Source organism: Grimontia sp. NTOU-MAR1 (assembly GCF_035758505.1).
Classification (GTDB): domain Bacteria; phylum Pseudomonadota; class Gammaproteobacteria; order Enterobacterales; family Vibrionaceae; genus Enterovibrio; species Enterovibrio marinus.
On the sequence record NZ_CP142108.1, the window covers coordinates 558,665 to 571,802 of the forward strand.

Genomic DNA, 13,138 nt, shown 5'->3' on the forward strand with positions numbered 1-13,138 from the left:
TTTTACGCCTTTTTTGCTGAATCGTTTCAGCAACCAAACCAAAAAACAGGTTTCATGCACAGTTTTTATGTTTGCTGAAACCTTTCAGCTAACAATGCTGAATCCATTCAGCTTATAATGCAAAGAATCGAGAAGATGCTATGCACTTTTTATGATCACGCGCACAGAGTAATACCGTTCTGATGACACGTTCATCATTGGCTTGAGGGGAAAGAAGTTAATGAAACTTGATGAGATAGCCCGTTTGGCTGGAGTCTCGCGTACAACGGCAAGTTACGTGATAAATGGGAAATCAGCGAAATATCGCATCAGCGAGCGTACCCAACAAAAAGTGATGGAAGTTGTGGAAAAGCATAATTTTCGTCCAGACCACGCGGCCAGTGCTCTACGCGCTGGAACAACCCGATCTTTTGGTCTTCTCATTCCTGACTTAGAAAACAGCAGCTATGCAAAAATAGCGAAATTACTCGAACGTGATGCGCGTCAAGCTGGATATCAATTGATTATCAGTTGTTCCGATGACAACGCCGAAACTGAAAAACAAGTAGTTAATATGTTGATAGCACGCAAGATTGATGCACTCATTGTGGCAACTTCCCTACCCGCAGATAATGACTTCTACCCAACTATTCAAGCCGCTGGTACACCGGTGATAGCTATTGACCGTGCGTTAAACGATGAGCACTTTGCCTCCGTGATCAGTGAAGATCTGGATGGTGCTTTTGCACTAACCAATCACTTAGCAAAGATGGGAGCCAGCACCATAGGCTTGATTGGTGCCGTGCCTGAATTGGGCATTTCTAAGGAACGGGAACAAGGATTTCTTTCAGCCGCAACAAAAGCGAATGCAAAGACACAAATCACCTACGGAGACCACTTTAGTCAAAATGAAGCTAAGCGACTTATCCTGCAATGGTATCGTTCAGATAGAATGCCAGACGCGATTCTTACCACTTCATATGCGCTGTTTGAAGGAGTGCTTGACGCAATTCTAGAAGAACCTGAGATTAGTGAACAGGTAATATTCGCGACGTTTGGTGATAATCGTATGCTGGATTTCATTCCAATGAAAGTGCAGTCACTGCCTCAGCAGTTTGAGCTCATCAGTGAACATGCGTTGGAACTCACACTCAATGCCGTAGCTGGAAGGTATCAAACTGGCGTTGAAGTGTTACCGAGAAAGCCTAGGTGGCGTAATTGACACGACTATCAATGTTTAATTTTTAAACCTGATGCAGTTTAATTTTGTCTTACCTCTGCTCTTGATGAAGTTATCTCTATTTTTCCAAGATAGCCTCCATTTAGCGGAGCCAATTTTCTTGAACTCATCACTGAGGTCTTTTTCATACTGACGGGAAAGATCATTATTCCCTGTAATAATAAATTCTTGATCTGATTCGTATAAGTGTCCTTTTCTGTATTGCCAAACAGCATGCGCTTCGATGGTATAGGATAATAATTCAGTGGTATCGGGAATTGGGAGACTAGCTGTTATATCAGTAGTCACTGTATTATCGATTCTATAAACCGATAAAAAAGAATCAGAAAAAATTCTATCTTTATTATTGGTCGAGCAATTCCACTTACCAACGAGTTTTTTCTCTACTGACGCACCATCCTCTTTAAGGGTCTGAGTGCAACCCATCATGGTTGCCATCATTACCGCCGCTATGGCAATCCGTATTGAACAATCCATTTCAAACGTACTCCTATTCCTGCATCGTCAACCATTGTGTTAGTTGCTACGCAAATCTTAGTTTCATCTCAGGATACATTCTTTTATCAACACCCGTTAATATCGACCTTCCCATATTCAATAAACTTTTTTCATAAACGTTGAGACACTTTGGGTTGCCCAATGGACCAAAAGCCTATTGCGTTTAACGCTACAAAACCGCTCTGTATATATATTCTTATCAATGACGTCTGAACATTCTTTATGGACGCTTGGTCACTGGTACCGTCTCTCCCTCCCTCAAATTTATCTGGACTTTCATAGGTACGGCCGTAATAAAGCCTCTAAAACCTTTGAGATTGCGGAGGCTCCTCGAATAGGCATGACGTTTAGAATATCAAATAAAGCAAGTTAACATGTATTTCTTGACCACCGCACATACCATCCGCCACTAACGTTAACCCCATTTCTGCCCTAGCGGTAAGGGCAAGCTTAAGCCAAGCTTGTTCTGTTGGGCCTGTATCGATCATCAACCTCCCTCCAGAAGGACACGTCCCTCCCCACATTTGATTCGTTTCTTTAAAAATCACGCTATCTCTGCCTGTCTCAATAGCCTCAGCCTTTATTGACTCTGTCTCAACAAACGCCAGGGCACTGCTAGAAAGCGCAGCAAATACGACAGCTGAGACAAGTTTTTTCATCATGACTTTATACCCTTGTCAGTGTTGAACACGTTGCAAGAGAACTTTAGACAAACATTTATTGAGCGTATTATTAATTAATCATGTGTATGACAAACTTCACATTGTCTTTATTTTGATACTCAGGAGGGGTTGTTGGCCTTTGGTGATGGTTTTTGTAGCAGTTTGAGGGGATTTTAAAGGAAAAAGCGTGGCGTCAGCATCCGGGGCCGTGCCCACTAAACCGATGACTGAGCTTTTGACGGTGCGGATTGGACTGGGTCCCCCATCCAGCTCGACCATTTCGATCCCGCGCCGAAACTGTCCGGGCATGCGAGATACTCATAGGGCAAGAAGTGCCCCCGAGGATGCCGCAGGTATTGAAAGACATTCAGGTGAAACTTTCATCTCTGGAATAATTATTTGCTGTTTGTTCGCGGAAACCGTTTAAGTCGATGCCAACAAAAAGGCTTCAGAGACGGGTAAGCGCTTATCATTGCTTTTACACATCTTTGCATATGGGGTTATTGAGGAAAGTCCTGTGGGCCGAGGTTATCGACCGCCCAAACGTAAAGACTGGTCAGTGGCCATTTGGCCTCAATAAGTTGGTCGCGAAAGATGTGCGTTACCTGTTTTTGAGTAAACGGTAGCTCGGCGCGGAACTGACAAAGGATGTCATGCACCAGACTCGCTTCCCACGTCCAGGGCTTGCTGAATCTCAGCGTCCCGTCTGGCGTGCCTATCGTGACCAGCCCAAAGAAATGCCATTTCGGGGAGCAGCCGTCCCAGGCATACCCGGTTTTTATCATGATTTGGCCGTGTTCAATTTTGGTCCAGTCATTTTCAAACACGATTCCGTCAAAAAAAGCGTGTTGGAAATAGAAAGGTTCTGAGAGGCGAAAGCGCCAGACATTCATACTCAACATTCCTTTTCAAGGTTCTGAGCCACAACCCTAGCACAGGGTTCGATGTCTGCGACCACTTCATCAATACCCTTTGTGAGAAACGGTAACAAAACGCCGTCATGGTTCCAACCACCTGTAGGGTATGAAAAGCAGAACGAAGAAAGGCTTAAAAGTGTCTACTGACTCGGTGGCTATGTAACCCTAGCCTCGAAACTCGCCAACACCTATTGAGATAGGTTCTTAATCCTCTCAATAACCTAAAACATCCCAACCGTTATTGACAGATTCTTTGACACAGTTCTTATACATTGCATTCAACTAAACAAACTGTTGAGGCTGCTGACGTGAGCACGTTAATTGAGCAAATATTTCAAGAATTAGTTACAGATCTTGGCATCGACACACTTCAGCCAAATGAAGACGGGCATTGTACTTTGATGGTTGATGAGACTATTTTGCTGGGCATTGAGTTGGACCCTAAACGTGAACGACTGATCCTAACATCGCTAGTAGGATCATTAAGTTCTCAACAAGGCATAAAACAACTATCAAGCTTAATGCAGTTCAATAAAGCCTTGTACAAAGAACTCAACATGTCCCTAAGTCTTGAAACTCACACAGCGAGTATCGTTCTGACATACAGCGTAGATGCTGGTCTTTGTAGTGTGTTTGACCTAGAAAGCGCACTGTCGTGTTTCATCAGTCAAACAGAGAAATGCCGTCATTTGTTAGAGAGTACCCAAGAGGACTCGGTCCCTAAAACCAGCATGCTAAACGCTGCTATCTGCGTTTAATTTTCCTCAAGAATTTATAGAGATACTGATATGGCTATACAACTAGAACAGTTTCTTAGTGTTGCTAAAAACAACGCTGTGGTTGCCAATCAAAACAATCAAGGAGAGGTCACTTTAAAAAGTGGTCGTTTTGAAGGTAGAACGCTTTTTCCTTTTGCGAAGCAAACTCAATCCAACCTTAACCTTAAAACCATGGGGCTCTTCCTCAACTCATTACAGAAAGAGTACGGAAGTGATATCACCTCACATTTAGCTTCTAAGTTAGATATTACCACCGGTAGTAAACCGCTAGGCGGAAAAGTCATCCAGGCCATTGTTGGTGAGGCGAATGCCATCAGAAAGGCCATGACCACTTTCAATGCCCAAGCCGTTCATGATTTTATTGCCTCCCCAAATGGCGCCCAAAAGTTACTTGCTAACAACGAACACGGGCAATGGTTGGCTCCAAGTCATGCAGCAGGAAAACAATTTGAAGGCTTGCTTCACGAGGCATGCGACAAACAACACCATCAATTGAGTCAACGAGAGATTGCTGGGATCGCCCAAACCGTTATTGATGACATACATCGCCTTCCACAAAGTATTCAAGAAGACTTCACCCAAGTAGCGGATGCGTTCAATCAGAAAGATCACTATAAAGTACTTCACAACCTCGATAATTGTGCGCAAAAGATCATGCTACGCGCGCAATTTGACTTAGCTGATGTCGATAGACAAAAGCTTGGCGCTGACGATAAGAGTGGGTACCAGCAACGTATCGTGTCTGAATTAACGCAAAGCCTATCTCAGACTCAAGCCAGTGATTTACTCAACTCTATTCTTAATCATCCAACCAGCAAAGAACTGGTCCAATTACTCAACTCTCCAGGATTCAAAATGCAATTGATGGATGCTCTAGAACAAGCTGATATTTCACATGAAGAGCAGTTGCTAACACTGACTAAACTGTGTCGAACTGAAACACTGCTTGATGCGCTAATTACAGAGTTAGATAAACACGCACATGATATTGACAAAGCATCGCAACGTTTAAATGATTGGATAAGTTACTATGGACAAGGTATTGGTGCCGGTGAGATTTCGGCATCAGCTCCTGAGTTTGCTTCTGCCTTTTTGACGATGCAAGCCAATGACAACCACTTAAATCTTGACGATTGCGGGCTAACTCAAGAGCCTGTTGCAGCGCTAACCAAACAATATGTCACGCTGACTACCCCTAGTGCCGTCACCAATGCACTAAAAGAAATTGCCGCAAAAGTGGATGAAAAACGCAGTGAGCAGTTTGAGAAAGACTTTGGTCGAGCAACTTATCTCGTTGATGGTGCACAAATCAGTCGTAATGAAGATCCAATATTGGATGACATCAGCAAAATGCCGATAGACGTAAGCTACTTCGCTAACCAAGAGTTGTTTGCAAGCGTCTTTATCTCTTTGATGAATGAACAAGGCATCACGCCAATAGGCGACCCAACATCCACGTTCAATTTGTACAATAAAGAAGATGGCACAATGGAGCTTCATGCCCAATTGGATATGGAACTTAAAATGATGATTGGTTTAAACGAAGAGCCATTAGATTCGGATAAAAGCTCGCTGCATCTTGAGGTCAATTTAACGATCGCAGCGCACAATAACCAAATTGATGCCAAGTTAAATGGACCAATCAACATCGACTATCGAGCCATTCCTCTTTAATTCCGCATAATGAGATTCCTGCAACATCCAAGCCTCGATAGTATCGAGGCTTATTGTTAGCTTGGAATACAACAGTTTTACGGGGAGGAATACAACAGTTTTACGGGGAGGGTTACAAGCCCAAAGCTACCGCCCTTCGCTTCTCGGCACGCAACACGCCATCACTGTCTAAAACTTTTGGCTGGAATGTACCACAAAGTGCATAAAACCAGATTTGATTTGGATCGCATTGAGGAGTGATTGCTTATTGATTAAGCAACCAGTAAGCAATTGTATTTATTGGGCAAATAAATCAGGAGGCGGCTATTTTTAGGCGTTATCTTTGAGGTGTGGGGATTGGCTGCGCGGGGCATCAGGAGACTGGAGAGATGACAGCATCAGTATTAGCTATCAGTAGACAGTTCTATTTCTTGGCAAACCGCAAAAAATACAAAGTCAGCAGAGCCGGCATAGAACCGATATAAAGGAAAACTTAGGTCTTTTAACGCATTAGCCCCCTTTTCCCAGAGCACTTCACTTTGGTCGAGTTCATCCATCGAGTTGATGAGTTCCACACTAAAGTCGAGGCACACCCATGGTGGCTCATCCGTGAAGTCAGGTTGATATGTCATTGATAGCAAGCCTATGAGTCTGAGAGTTTCAGTCGTATCAGGGTACCAACTGAACCCTATCTCAACGGTACTGGTTTCGATATCAATAGCTACATTGTAAACACAAGACCGTGTGAAGCGCTCAACATCAAAATTCATCTGTGTCACCTACCTTGCAAATAACAAGCATTCCCAACCAAAGAACCAGCGTAAGCGAACAAGAGATATTGTGCAAAGTGACGGGGAGATAACGTGCGGTAGGCAGCCGGAGAGACTTGAGAGCCCAAACACAATGCGTTGGCAGGAGAAAGGCGTGAAGGGCTCTCACTGACGATTAGAGCGGATTTGGCGAGTGAAGCCCAACCAAGGCGCCCGCTTTACGTGTGATGCGTGGACACGATGTAAATGAGCGCTTTATTATTCGGGAAGTTTGGGGGAGAGCTAACAGCCGAGCCGGCTTTTCATTTCATGCGTCATGGGCGAACGTGCGTTTATAAGTGTTGCCGCCGTAGTCGATTGTTAAATTTCATTCTCCTTCCTCAATCCGAACCAAGCTATACAAACACCTAGAACACCAAAAGCAATATAAATACTTAACTCAATCCAAGATGTAAAAAAAGCAATTGGAACAAAGAAGACAATCGCGCTTATAGCAGTTCCTGAAGGCCTTGGTCGTTTTTTAAACGTAAATGGGATAATGAGAAATAGTAATAAAATCGAAGCTGCCAAAAGGCCTCTAAAATCAGGTTTGGGATTTAAGGAGTGCTCGATTGCACCTCGCTCCATGTCTTCTAGCATCACCATTTCATCGTCTGTTAGGTAACCTTTTTTACTAAATTCTTCATAAAACTGTCGGTACTCTGCAAGCTCAGGCGTAGCATGGTGTATGGGTGAAAAGTCTGCAATAAACCCACACAACACACCCAACAAAAGCATTGAAAAGTATCTTACAGTCATAAGCGGATTACTTTTTGAAATTTAACGTCGCAATAACGGGCGCTTATCAAACCGCCCATACTGATTTAATCCCTTGTATTCACAACACTTTGAAACGCTGCCGCAGTGACAAAGCGTCCCGCGTTGATTGCCTTGTTATCTTAAAATTTCTTATACCGAGCAACAAATCTGTTACTCGCTTTACTTTTTTTCAGATAGAGAAAAGTAAAGAATAAGTACATGACCAAAGGGAATACGACATAGTTTTCTAGAGCTGAGCCTTGCAGCGAGAGCCTAATAGTAATAAGGAGGGATAAACAAGCTGAGTTTATAAGTATGACTTTCCTAGCCCATGAATCCTTCCATACGAATGACAAAAACTCCGCTTCTGAAATTGCAACGACTACTAGTGAAACTAGCCATAAAGCGAGGTATAACGCTTGCCCGTTGTAAAAGAACAAGATAATAAAGCTGGGCGCAATAAGAAAGAAGACTGCTTTCGATTCGATATACTTTTTTAGTTCTTTAAATTTAAATTCTTCGGGGTCTTTTCTAGCTAGAATTTCATCTGGGTTAGCATATGCCGAGCAGCCGCATTTTACACAAGAATCAGTACCAGACCTGTTAACGTGTTGGCATTGGTTACAAACCCAATTGTATTTGATCACCATATTCACCTATGCGATAAGAAATAACGTTGTTTTAAGGGGCGAAAAACGCAAACCACATTTGAAACCACCGCCTTAAACACCTAATTTGAATAGACAAAAACTGCGCCCGCGTTTTTTTTTGTCCAGCTTGAAAACCCTTGTTATAAGCGCCAATCTTATCTATGGCTGATCATTCTTTCATCACATGCAAATAAATTGGACTAATATAGTGCTTGCTAATGCTCGAACATGGCTCGCTACTTACAGAAGCATCAAATACAGATGCGACTTTCTTATCTGCCATTAAAGCAGCTAAAGCAATTGAACCTCCTTCCTTCGTCGGGGTACAAAACCATTTACCATTCGAATTGTCTATCATGTATGCAAACTTTCCACCACATTGCTGTGAATGGTCCATAACTCGAATAACTTTGCCTATACACTGTGTGCCAGCAGCTAGGGACACCGTTGGCGCAATGATAAGTGCAATGCCTATGATTAATTTCTTCATTTTCACTCCGTGATATATAACAGTGTATTCAACCCCAAAATGGGGCGATTAAACACCCCATTTTGTCCAATAACAACAGTACGCCTAAATATGAATTTTTGTAACGTACTAATTTAAAAACACTTTATCCGACCTTTAAAATCGGCATTTGGAGAAACACCCCAAAACGGCTTGCTACGGTATTATGCGACATCTTTGATTAAACTGTTTGTATTAACAGTGAAAATTCTACTCAGGTGACAGAAGCGGTTGCCTATCTGCACCGTTTTCCTTTCGGTAGCTCCGTCGAGCGTGAAGACGTCACCGCAGAGCAGGTATTCGGGGTGTTTCTCAAAATGCGGTTATCAATACCATGGCGCCCACGAAAGACCGGTTACATTACGAATGGTTTGGCGACTGGGATAAGTACATCCATGCCGGGCTCCAGAAGAAAGATGAAGACGGACTGGGCGTACGTGTCTGGGCCACATTGAAAGGGGAAACCGAGCCCCGTCAGCTGGAAATTCTGCTCAAGCCCATCACGGTACGGAACTCCCCGAACTGGAAGTCCGACCCACGTCAGCAAATTGCCTATCTGGCGGTTAAGCGCTGGTCACGTCTGTATTGCCCGGATGTCATTCTCGGCGTGTACACCCCTGATGAGCTCGACATGCCGACCGAAAAAGCGATTAACGCGGTACCGAAAAGGCAGAGTAAAACCGCGTCATTGCTGTCCAAACTGGCCCCAGCGCCCGGGGCCGACGCACCAACAGAGACGCTGGACAGGGTGTTGGAGAAAATCCAGGCCGCGCAAACCGAAACAGAACTGGCGGAAGTCGAGGACACCGCCAAGACACTCCCGCCAGCCGCATTGAAAACCGCCCGCACTGCCTACAAAGACAAATTGGCCAGCTTGCGCGCAGCCGATGAACAGCCAGAGCACGTCGTTGGCCGAGCAGGAGGAATAAGATGCTGACCGTATTATGTCGATTAGGGGCGGACGCGGTGCTGAGGACCACGCCCAACGGCCACAATGTGGCCAGTCTCTCCCTCGCCTACTCCATTGGCTATGGCGCGAACAAGGAAACCCAATGGCTCAATGGCCAGCTTTGGGGTGACCGGGCGGTGAAACTCGCCCCCCACCTCACCAAGGGCAAGCAGCTGCTCATCCACGCTGAGGACGTGGCCGTTGAGACGTACCAAAAAGGGGATGGCACCACGGCCGCGTCGCTGAAGGCGAAAATCATGAACGTGGAATTCACCGACAGCGCCAAGACCGAGACGGCCCCCACGCAAGCTCACCCCACGGCGCCGATTGAGACTGACTGGCGCGATATCACGCCGCCTTTCTAATGGATTGAACGTCTTCGGAGGTTCGAATGAGCAATTATCACTTTATCCGGCTGTCTGATTGGGCAGCCACCGTATTCCTTGGTGAACATTACTCTGCTGCCACTATGGGTCGTTGGGTGAAAACCCGGCAGATCAACCCGCCACCCGTGAAAGTCGGCGGCCGCTGGATGGTCAGGACAGATGCACAATTTATCGGTCTGTCTATGGCTGCTCAGGGACCTTTTTCTGACCCACTGGTTGAGAGGATCATGAGCCATGGCCGCTAGACCGAGAACGCACAAGATTGATATTCCAAACCTTTATCAGCGGTTAGACAAACGTGATGGAAGAGTATATTTCCAGTATCGAGACCCAAGGACGGGACGTTTTCATAGCTTGGGGTCGGATAAGAAACGTGCACAGACTATCGCCTGTGAACTCAACGAGAGAATAAGCCAACAACTTCTGGACCATTACCAACGTCTTCTCGACCAGAACGTTCCGAAAGTTGCCAAGCGGGGGATCAGTACAAAAACGTGGTGTCAGCGATATATGAAACTGCAGGATGAGAGGGCCAAGAACGGGGAACTGGCAGATAACACAATCAAGCAGCGCCGCTATTGCGTCAACTTACTTATAGAGCGTCTTGGCCAAACGGGTATCAAGGATATCGACACCAAATCACTGGCAAAGATCATTGATGAATACAAAGCACAAAATAAGCTCCACATGGCAGTAAGGATACGCTCGACGTGGATAGACTTATTCAAAGAGGCCCTGCATGCCGGTGAGATCGAAGGCGGGGTAAACCCTGCTGCTGCAACCCGGGGGCCTCGTCTCAAAGTCTCACGCAACAGGCTCACCAAAGATGATTGGCCAGCCCTTGTGGCATCCGCAAAAAAACAGATTTTCCCGTATGCCATTAATTCCCTTTACCTTGCTCTGACCACCGGACTGAGGCGGCAAGACCTGTGTAACCTAAAATTCTCTGACATCAAAAACGGCCACCTGCTGGTCAGTATTAGTAAGTCCAGAGGCCAAACAAAACTGGCTTTTCCACTTACATTGACCAACCCACTGGTCGGCATGTCACTCGGTGAGATCATCGAGCAATGCAGAAATACGGGTGTGCTCAGTCGGTATCTTCTCCATCTGACCACAAAACATGCGCCCACGAGAAAAGGCAAACCTGTCAGCGCAATCTCAATAAGTAAGTCTTTTCTGAAGCTTCGTGATGAAAGCGGCCTGACATGGGAGCAAGGTTCTGCACCGAGTTTCCACGAGTTACGCTCACTCGCAGAGAGAACATACTCAGAACTTGGCTATGACACTCAGGTATTGCTCGGCCACAAGACTCGAAAAATGACTGACAAGTATCATGATACGCGTGGCAGTGAGTACACTTTTATCACTCATCCCAATCACAAGTGACATTGTCACAGTTTAGAATTTATCAAACTTGTTAGCGGTCATTCTGCCGATATTTACTGTCGTTTTGGTGGGAAAGTTTTGGTGGTATTTTGGTGGGAACTTTTTGGAGAGACCAACCAAGTTAAACATAAAGAGTGGCATTTTTTATAAAAAAATAGAAAAATAACCACCACCTTCCAACTAATGACATGGTTTAATGAAAATCTTAAATAGCTGTATTTATTTATTATTTAAATGTATTTCCATTAATTAAAACCCAAAAGCGCCAGATTTACCCAGCGCTCCACATAATCTCATCCAAAATCGGCGTTTTTACTTCGCAATATTGAAGAAAGCTCCATCTTTACAGGTGAAGGTATAGTATTTTTCGCGTTCCATATATTTCTCGAAGCCTTTACCTTCACAGTATGTCGCGTTCAAGTCAGAAGAAATATTGAGACGGCTATCGACTACACGTTGATCTGGGTTTGGCATTGACTCCGCCGTTTCAATGGAGGAGCACCCTGCCATTAGTGCGGCTGCGGTAAGAGAAATCAGTATTTTTTTCATTGCTATCTGCCTTTATAAAACGTAGTTAGAGCCATCATTGCAGGCGAGCTTAATTTCGCCGCTCTTACTCGAGACGAAGTCGCGAATACCCATGCTAGAGCAATATACCCTGTCCATCTCGACTATTTGTTCCAGAGAAATGTCACCACGGATAATGTAAGAGCTACCGCTATCACACATCACGCGTAAACCATCAACCGTATGGGAAAAGGCTTTCGCGCTGTCGCTTTGACAGAGCTTAATAGCCGCTTCGATACGCTCATCCATTGGGTCTGGTGCAGATGAACAGGCACCAAGCAAAAGGACACCGCCAGCCAGAAGTAACTTCTTCACCATCATCAGTTTCAATCCTAAAATGACTACTTTACTCAACACTTCCAACACATTAGCACAGACTGAATGATGAAGACATCTTGCGACTTGGTTCAAATCAGAAGTTTAAGGTTATCTCGTAAGCGATGGATTGTGGAAGCGGCTGTCACAGGAGTCACGCCATAGTCAGCAATGGTTTTTAACACCAAAGCAGAAGTCGTCGTTTGGCTCTCTTCTGCCTGTATTTGTAATTCTTCCACCATGATGGCGTTGAGCAGATTGTCGTAATCTTCGGGTAGCTCATCAGGCGAGAGTTCATAGGCGCCGTCAATAAGTGGGCTGTATCCAATAATCTCCGGTCTAAACTCGAGGTGTTTAAGCACGCCAAACAGATGTTCATTCATCACTATCTGGGGCCCAAACTTAGCGTCTATATTAGGGGATAGCAGGGTGTAGCGGTACTGAGCATATCGAAAGGGCTCCAGTCCATTTTCCTTGATGACGTCGACCAACTCTAGCACTCTAGGTTCTTTGTAATTCGAGATACCCAGAGATTTGACAGTGCCCTGCTCCACTAACGAAGACAGTGTTCGCCATGTATCGAGAAGTGGTGTTGATTCGTCATCTACATGCGCATATAGCACGTCGATATAGTCGGTTTGAAGGCGGGAGAGGCAATCATCAATCGACCGCATGATATTACCGGGTGAGAGTCCGTCCAGCTTATCATAAGTAAAGCCATCCACAGATTGGGCCCCGATTTTACTCATGACTTCAACATCGGAACGGCTCTTAGTTTTTAACCACTCCCCCAGCACTGTTTCACTTTCACCACCTTTTCCATCTGGATACCAGACCGCATAGTTATTGGCGGTGTCAATTCGCCTCCCGCCCATTTCCAAAAAGCCATCAAGAACTGAATAGCTCTCTTCTTGACTGGTATATGTACCAAACTTAGCGGTGCCCAAAATGATGGGGAACATATGTGCTCGCCTTGTATTCGCGAACCTTTCGACAAAACCCAAAAGGTTGCAATTATGTTAATAGTCTTATTAACCATAGACTTTGAGGGGAAAGAGAACAATATGTGAGAGGTCAA

Annotated in this window: 16 protein-coding genes; 7 read left to right on the forward strand and 9 right to left on the reverse strand. The window is 44.9% G+C overall.

Features of this window, described 5'->3' with window-relative positions; translation table 11 throughout:
- Positions 1–220: 220 nt before the first annotated feature.
- On the forward strand, positions 221–1,201 hold the full coding sequence (gene cra, locus VP504_RS02510; RefSeq protein WP_325892795.1) for a catabolite repressor/activator: 981 nt from the start codon (positions 221–223) through the stop codon (positions 1,199–1,201).
- A gap of 15 nt (positions 1,202–1,216) precedes the next feature.
- On the opposite strand, the gene VP504_RS02515 is transcribed toward cra, so the two are convergent.
- The 3 genes from VP504_RS02515 to VP504_RS02525 form a co-directional block, all read right to left on the reverse strand.
- Entirely contained in the window at positions 1,217–1,696 is a 480-nt protein-coding gene (locus VP504_RS02515) for a hypothetical protein (RefSeq protein ID WP_325892796.1), read from the reverse strand.
- Between the two features lie 368 nt (positions 1,697–2,064).
- Positions 2,065–2,379: a hypothetical protein gene (locus VP504_RS02520; protein WP_062713791.1), complete on the reverse strand. Its 315-nt coding sequence runs from the start codon at positions 2,377–2,379 to the stop codon at positions 2,065–2,067.
- A 500-nt stretch (positions 2,380–2,879) separates the two neighbouring features.
- Entirely contained in the window at positions 2,880–3,272 is a 393-nt protein-coding gene (locus VP504_RS02525; RefSeq protein WP_062713794.1) for a hypothetical protein, read from the reverse strand.
- 332 nt (positions 3,273–3,604) lie between these two features.
- Here VP504_RS02525 and VP504_RS02530 point away from each other — a divergent pair, with 332 nt between their 5' ends.
- Both VP504_RS02530 and VP504_RS02535 read left to right on the forward strand, forming a co-directional pair.
- Positions 3,605–4,054: a type III secretion system chaperone gene (locus tag VP504_RS02530; protein ID WP_062713796.1), complete on the forward strand. Its 450-nt coding sequence runs from the start codon at positions 3,605–3,607 to the stop codon at positions 4,052–4,054.
- Positions 4,055–4,084: 30 nt separating this feature from the next.
- Complete coding sequence (locus VP504_RS02535) at positions 4,085–5,749, forward strand: hypothetical protein (RefSeq protein WP_325892797.1); 1,665 nt, start codon at positions 4,085–4,087, stop codon at positions 5,747–5,749.
- A gap of 383 nt (positions 5,750–6,132) precedes the next feature.
- On the opposite strand, the gene VP504_RS02540 is transcribed toward VP504_RS02535, so the two are convergent.
- The 3 genes from VP504_RS02540 to VP504_RS02550 form a co-directional block, all read right to left on the reverse strand.
- Positions 6,133–6,498 (reverse strand): hypothetical protein, encoded by a 366-nt coding sequence (locus tag VP504_RS02540; protein ID WP_325892798.1) that lies wholly within the window; start codon positions 6,496–6,498, stop codon positions 6,133–6,135.
- 360 nt (positions 6,499–6,858) lie between these two features.
- Positions 6,859–7,296, reverse strand: coding sequence for a hypothetical protein (locus tag VP504_RS02545; protein WP_325892799.1), 438 nt, complete (start codon positions 7,294–7,296; stop codon positions 6,859–6,861).
- Between the two features lie 819 nt (positions 7,297–8,115).
- A complete protein-coding gene (locus tag VP504_RS02550; RefSeq protein ID WP_325892800.1) occupies positions 8,116–8,436 on the reverse strand; it encodes a hypothetical protein in 321 nt (106 codons plus the stop codon).
- Positions 8,437–8,788: 352 nt separating this feature from the next.
- Here VP504_RS02550 and VP504_RS02555 point away from each other — a divergent pair, with 352 nt between their 5' ends.
- From VP504_RS02555 to VP504_RS02570, 4 genes are read left to right on the forward strand one after another with little or no spacing between them, the layout of a single operon-like run.
- Positions 8,789–9,391 carry a recombinase RecT gene (locus VP504_RS02555; protein ID WP_325892801.1) on the forward strand — a complete coding sequence of 201 codons (603 nt, stop codon included), beginning with the start codon at positions 8,789–8,791 and terminating at the stop codon, positions 9,389–9,391.
- Positions 9,385–9,768: a single-stranded DNA-binding protein gene (locus tag VP504_RS02560; RefSeq protein ID WP_325892802.1), complete on the forward strand. Its 384-nt coding sequence runs from the start codon at positions 9,385–9,387 to the stop codon at positions 9,766–9,768. Before VP504_RS02555 ends, VP504_RS02560 begins: the two co-directional genes overlap by 7 nt.
- A gap of 26 nt (positions 9,769–9,794) precedes the next feature.
- Positions 9,795–10,034 carry an excisionase gene (locus VP504_RS02565; RefSeq protein WP_325892803.1) on the forward strand — a complete coding sequence of 80 codons (240 nt, stop codon included), beginning with the start codon at positions 9,795–9,797 and terminating at the stop codon, positions 10,032–10,034.
- Positions 10,024–11,178: a phage integrase Arm DNA-binding domain-containing protein gene (locus tag VP504_RS02570; protein WP_325892804.1), complete on the forward strand. Its 1,155-nt coding sequence runs from the start codon at positions 10,024–10,026 to the stop codon at positions 11,176–11,178. The genes VP504_RS02565 and VP504_RS02570 overlap by 11 nt, the downstream gene beginning before the upstream one ends.
- Before the next feature lie 312 nt (positions 11,179–11,490).
- Here VP504_RS02570 and VP504_RS02575 read toward each other — a convergent pair whose 3' ends face one another.
- Genes VP504_RS02575 through VP504_RS02585 form a run of 3 tightly spaced genes read right to left on the reverse strand, consistent with a single transcriptional unit; the run spans position 11,491 to position 13,022 of the window.
- Positions 11,491–11,727, reverse strand: coding sequence for a hypothetical protein (locus tag VP504_RS02575; protein WP_062713422.1), 237 nt, complete (start codon positions 11,725–11,727; stop codon positions 11,491–11,493).
- A 12-nt stretch (positions 11,728–11,739) separates the two neighbouring features.
- Positions 11,740–12,102, reverse strand: coding sequence for a hypothetical protein (locus tag VP504_RS02580; RefSeq protein WP_325892805.1), 363 nt, complete (start codon positions 12,100–12,102; stop codon positions 11,740–11,742).
- 50 nt (positions 12,103–12,152) lie between these two features.
- On the reverse strand, positions 12,153–13,022 hold the full coding sequence (locus tag VP504_RS02585) for an aldo/keto reductase (protein ID WP_325892806.1): 870 nt from the start codon (positions 13,020–13,022) through the stop codon (positions 12,153–12,155).
- Between the last annotated feature and the right edge of the window lie 116 nt (positions 13,023–13,138).

Excerpts from the sequence above, each read along its gene's own strand:
- cra (WP_325892795.1), top strand. The coding sequence starts at position 221 with ATGAAACTTGATGAGATAGCCCGTTTGGCTGGAGTCTCGCGTACAACG.
- VP504_RS02515 (WP_325892796.1), bottom strand. The coding sequence starts at position 1,696 with ATGGATTGTTCAATACGGATTGCCATAGCGGCGGTAATGATGGCAACC.
- VP504_RS02520 (WP_062713791.1), bottom strand. The coding sequence starts at position 2,379 with ATGATGAAAAAACTTGTCTCAGCTGTCGTATTTGCTGCGCTTTCTAGC.
- VP504_RS02525 (WP_062713794.1), bottom strand. The coding sequence starts at position 3,272 with ATGAATGTCTGGCGCTTTCGCCTCTCAGAACCTTTCTATTTCCAACAC.
- VP504_RS02535 (WP_325892797.1), top strand. The coding sequence starts at position 4,085 with ATGGCTATACAACTAGAACAGTTTCTTAGTGTTGCTAAAAACAACGCT.
- VP504_RS02540 (WP_325892798.1), bottom strand. The coding sequence starts at position 6,498 with ATGAATTTTGATGTTGAGCGCTTCACACGGTCTTGTGTTTACAATGTA.
- VP504_RS02545 (WP_325892799.1), bottom strand. The coding sequence starts at position 7,296 with ATGACTGTAAGATACTTTTCAATGCTTTTGTTGGGTGTGTTGTGTGGG.
- VP504_RS02550 (WP_325892800.1), bottom strand. The coding sequence starts at position 8,436 with ATGAAGAAATTAATCATAGGCATTGCACTTATCATTGCGCCAACGGTG.
- VP504_RS02555 (WP_325892801.1), top strand. The coding sequence starts at position 8,789 with ATGGCGCCCACGAAAGACCGGTTACATTACGAATGGTTTGGCGACTGG.
- VP504_RS02560 (WP_325892802.1), top strand. The coding sequence starts at position 9,385 with ATGCTGACCGTATTATGTCGATTAGGGGCGGACGCGGTGCTGAGGACC.
- VP504_RS02565 (WP_325892803.1), top strand. The coding sequence starts at position 9,795 with ATGAGCAATTATCACTTTATCCGGCTGTCTGATTGGGCAGCCACCGTA.
- VP504_RS02570 (WP_325892804.1), top strand. The coding sequence starts at position 10,024 with ATGGCCGCTAGACCGAGAACGCACAAGATTGATATTCCAAACCTTTAT.
- VP504_RS02575 (WP_062713422.1), bottom strand. The coding sequence starts at position 11,727 with ATGAAAAAAATACTGATTTCTCTTACCGCAGCCGCACTAATGGCAGGG.
- VP504_RS02585 (WP_325892806.1), bottom strand. The coding sequence starts at position 13,022 with ATGTTCCCCATCATTTTGGGCACCGCTAAGTTTGGTACATATACCAGT.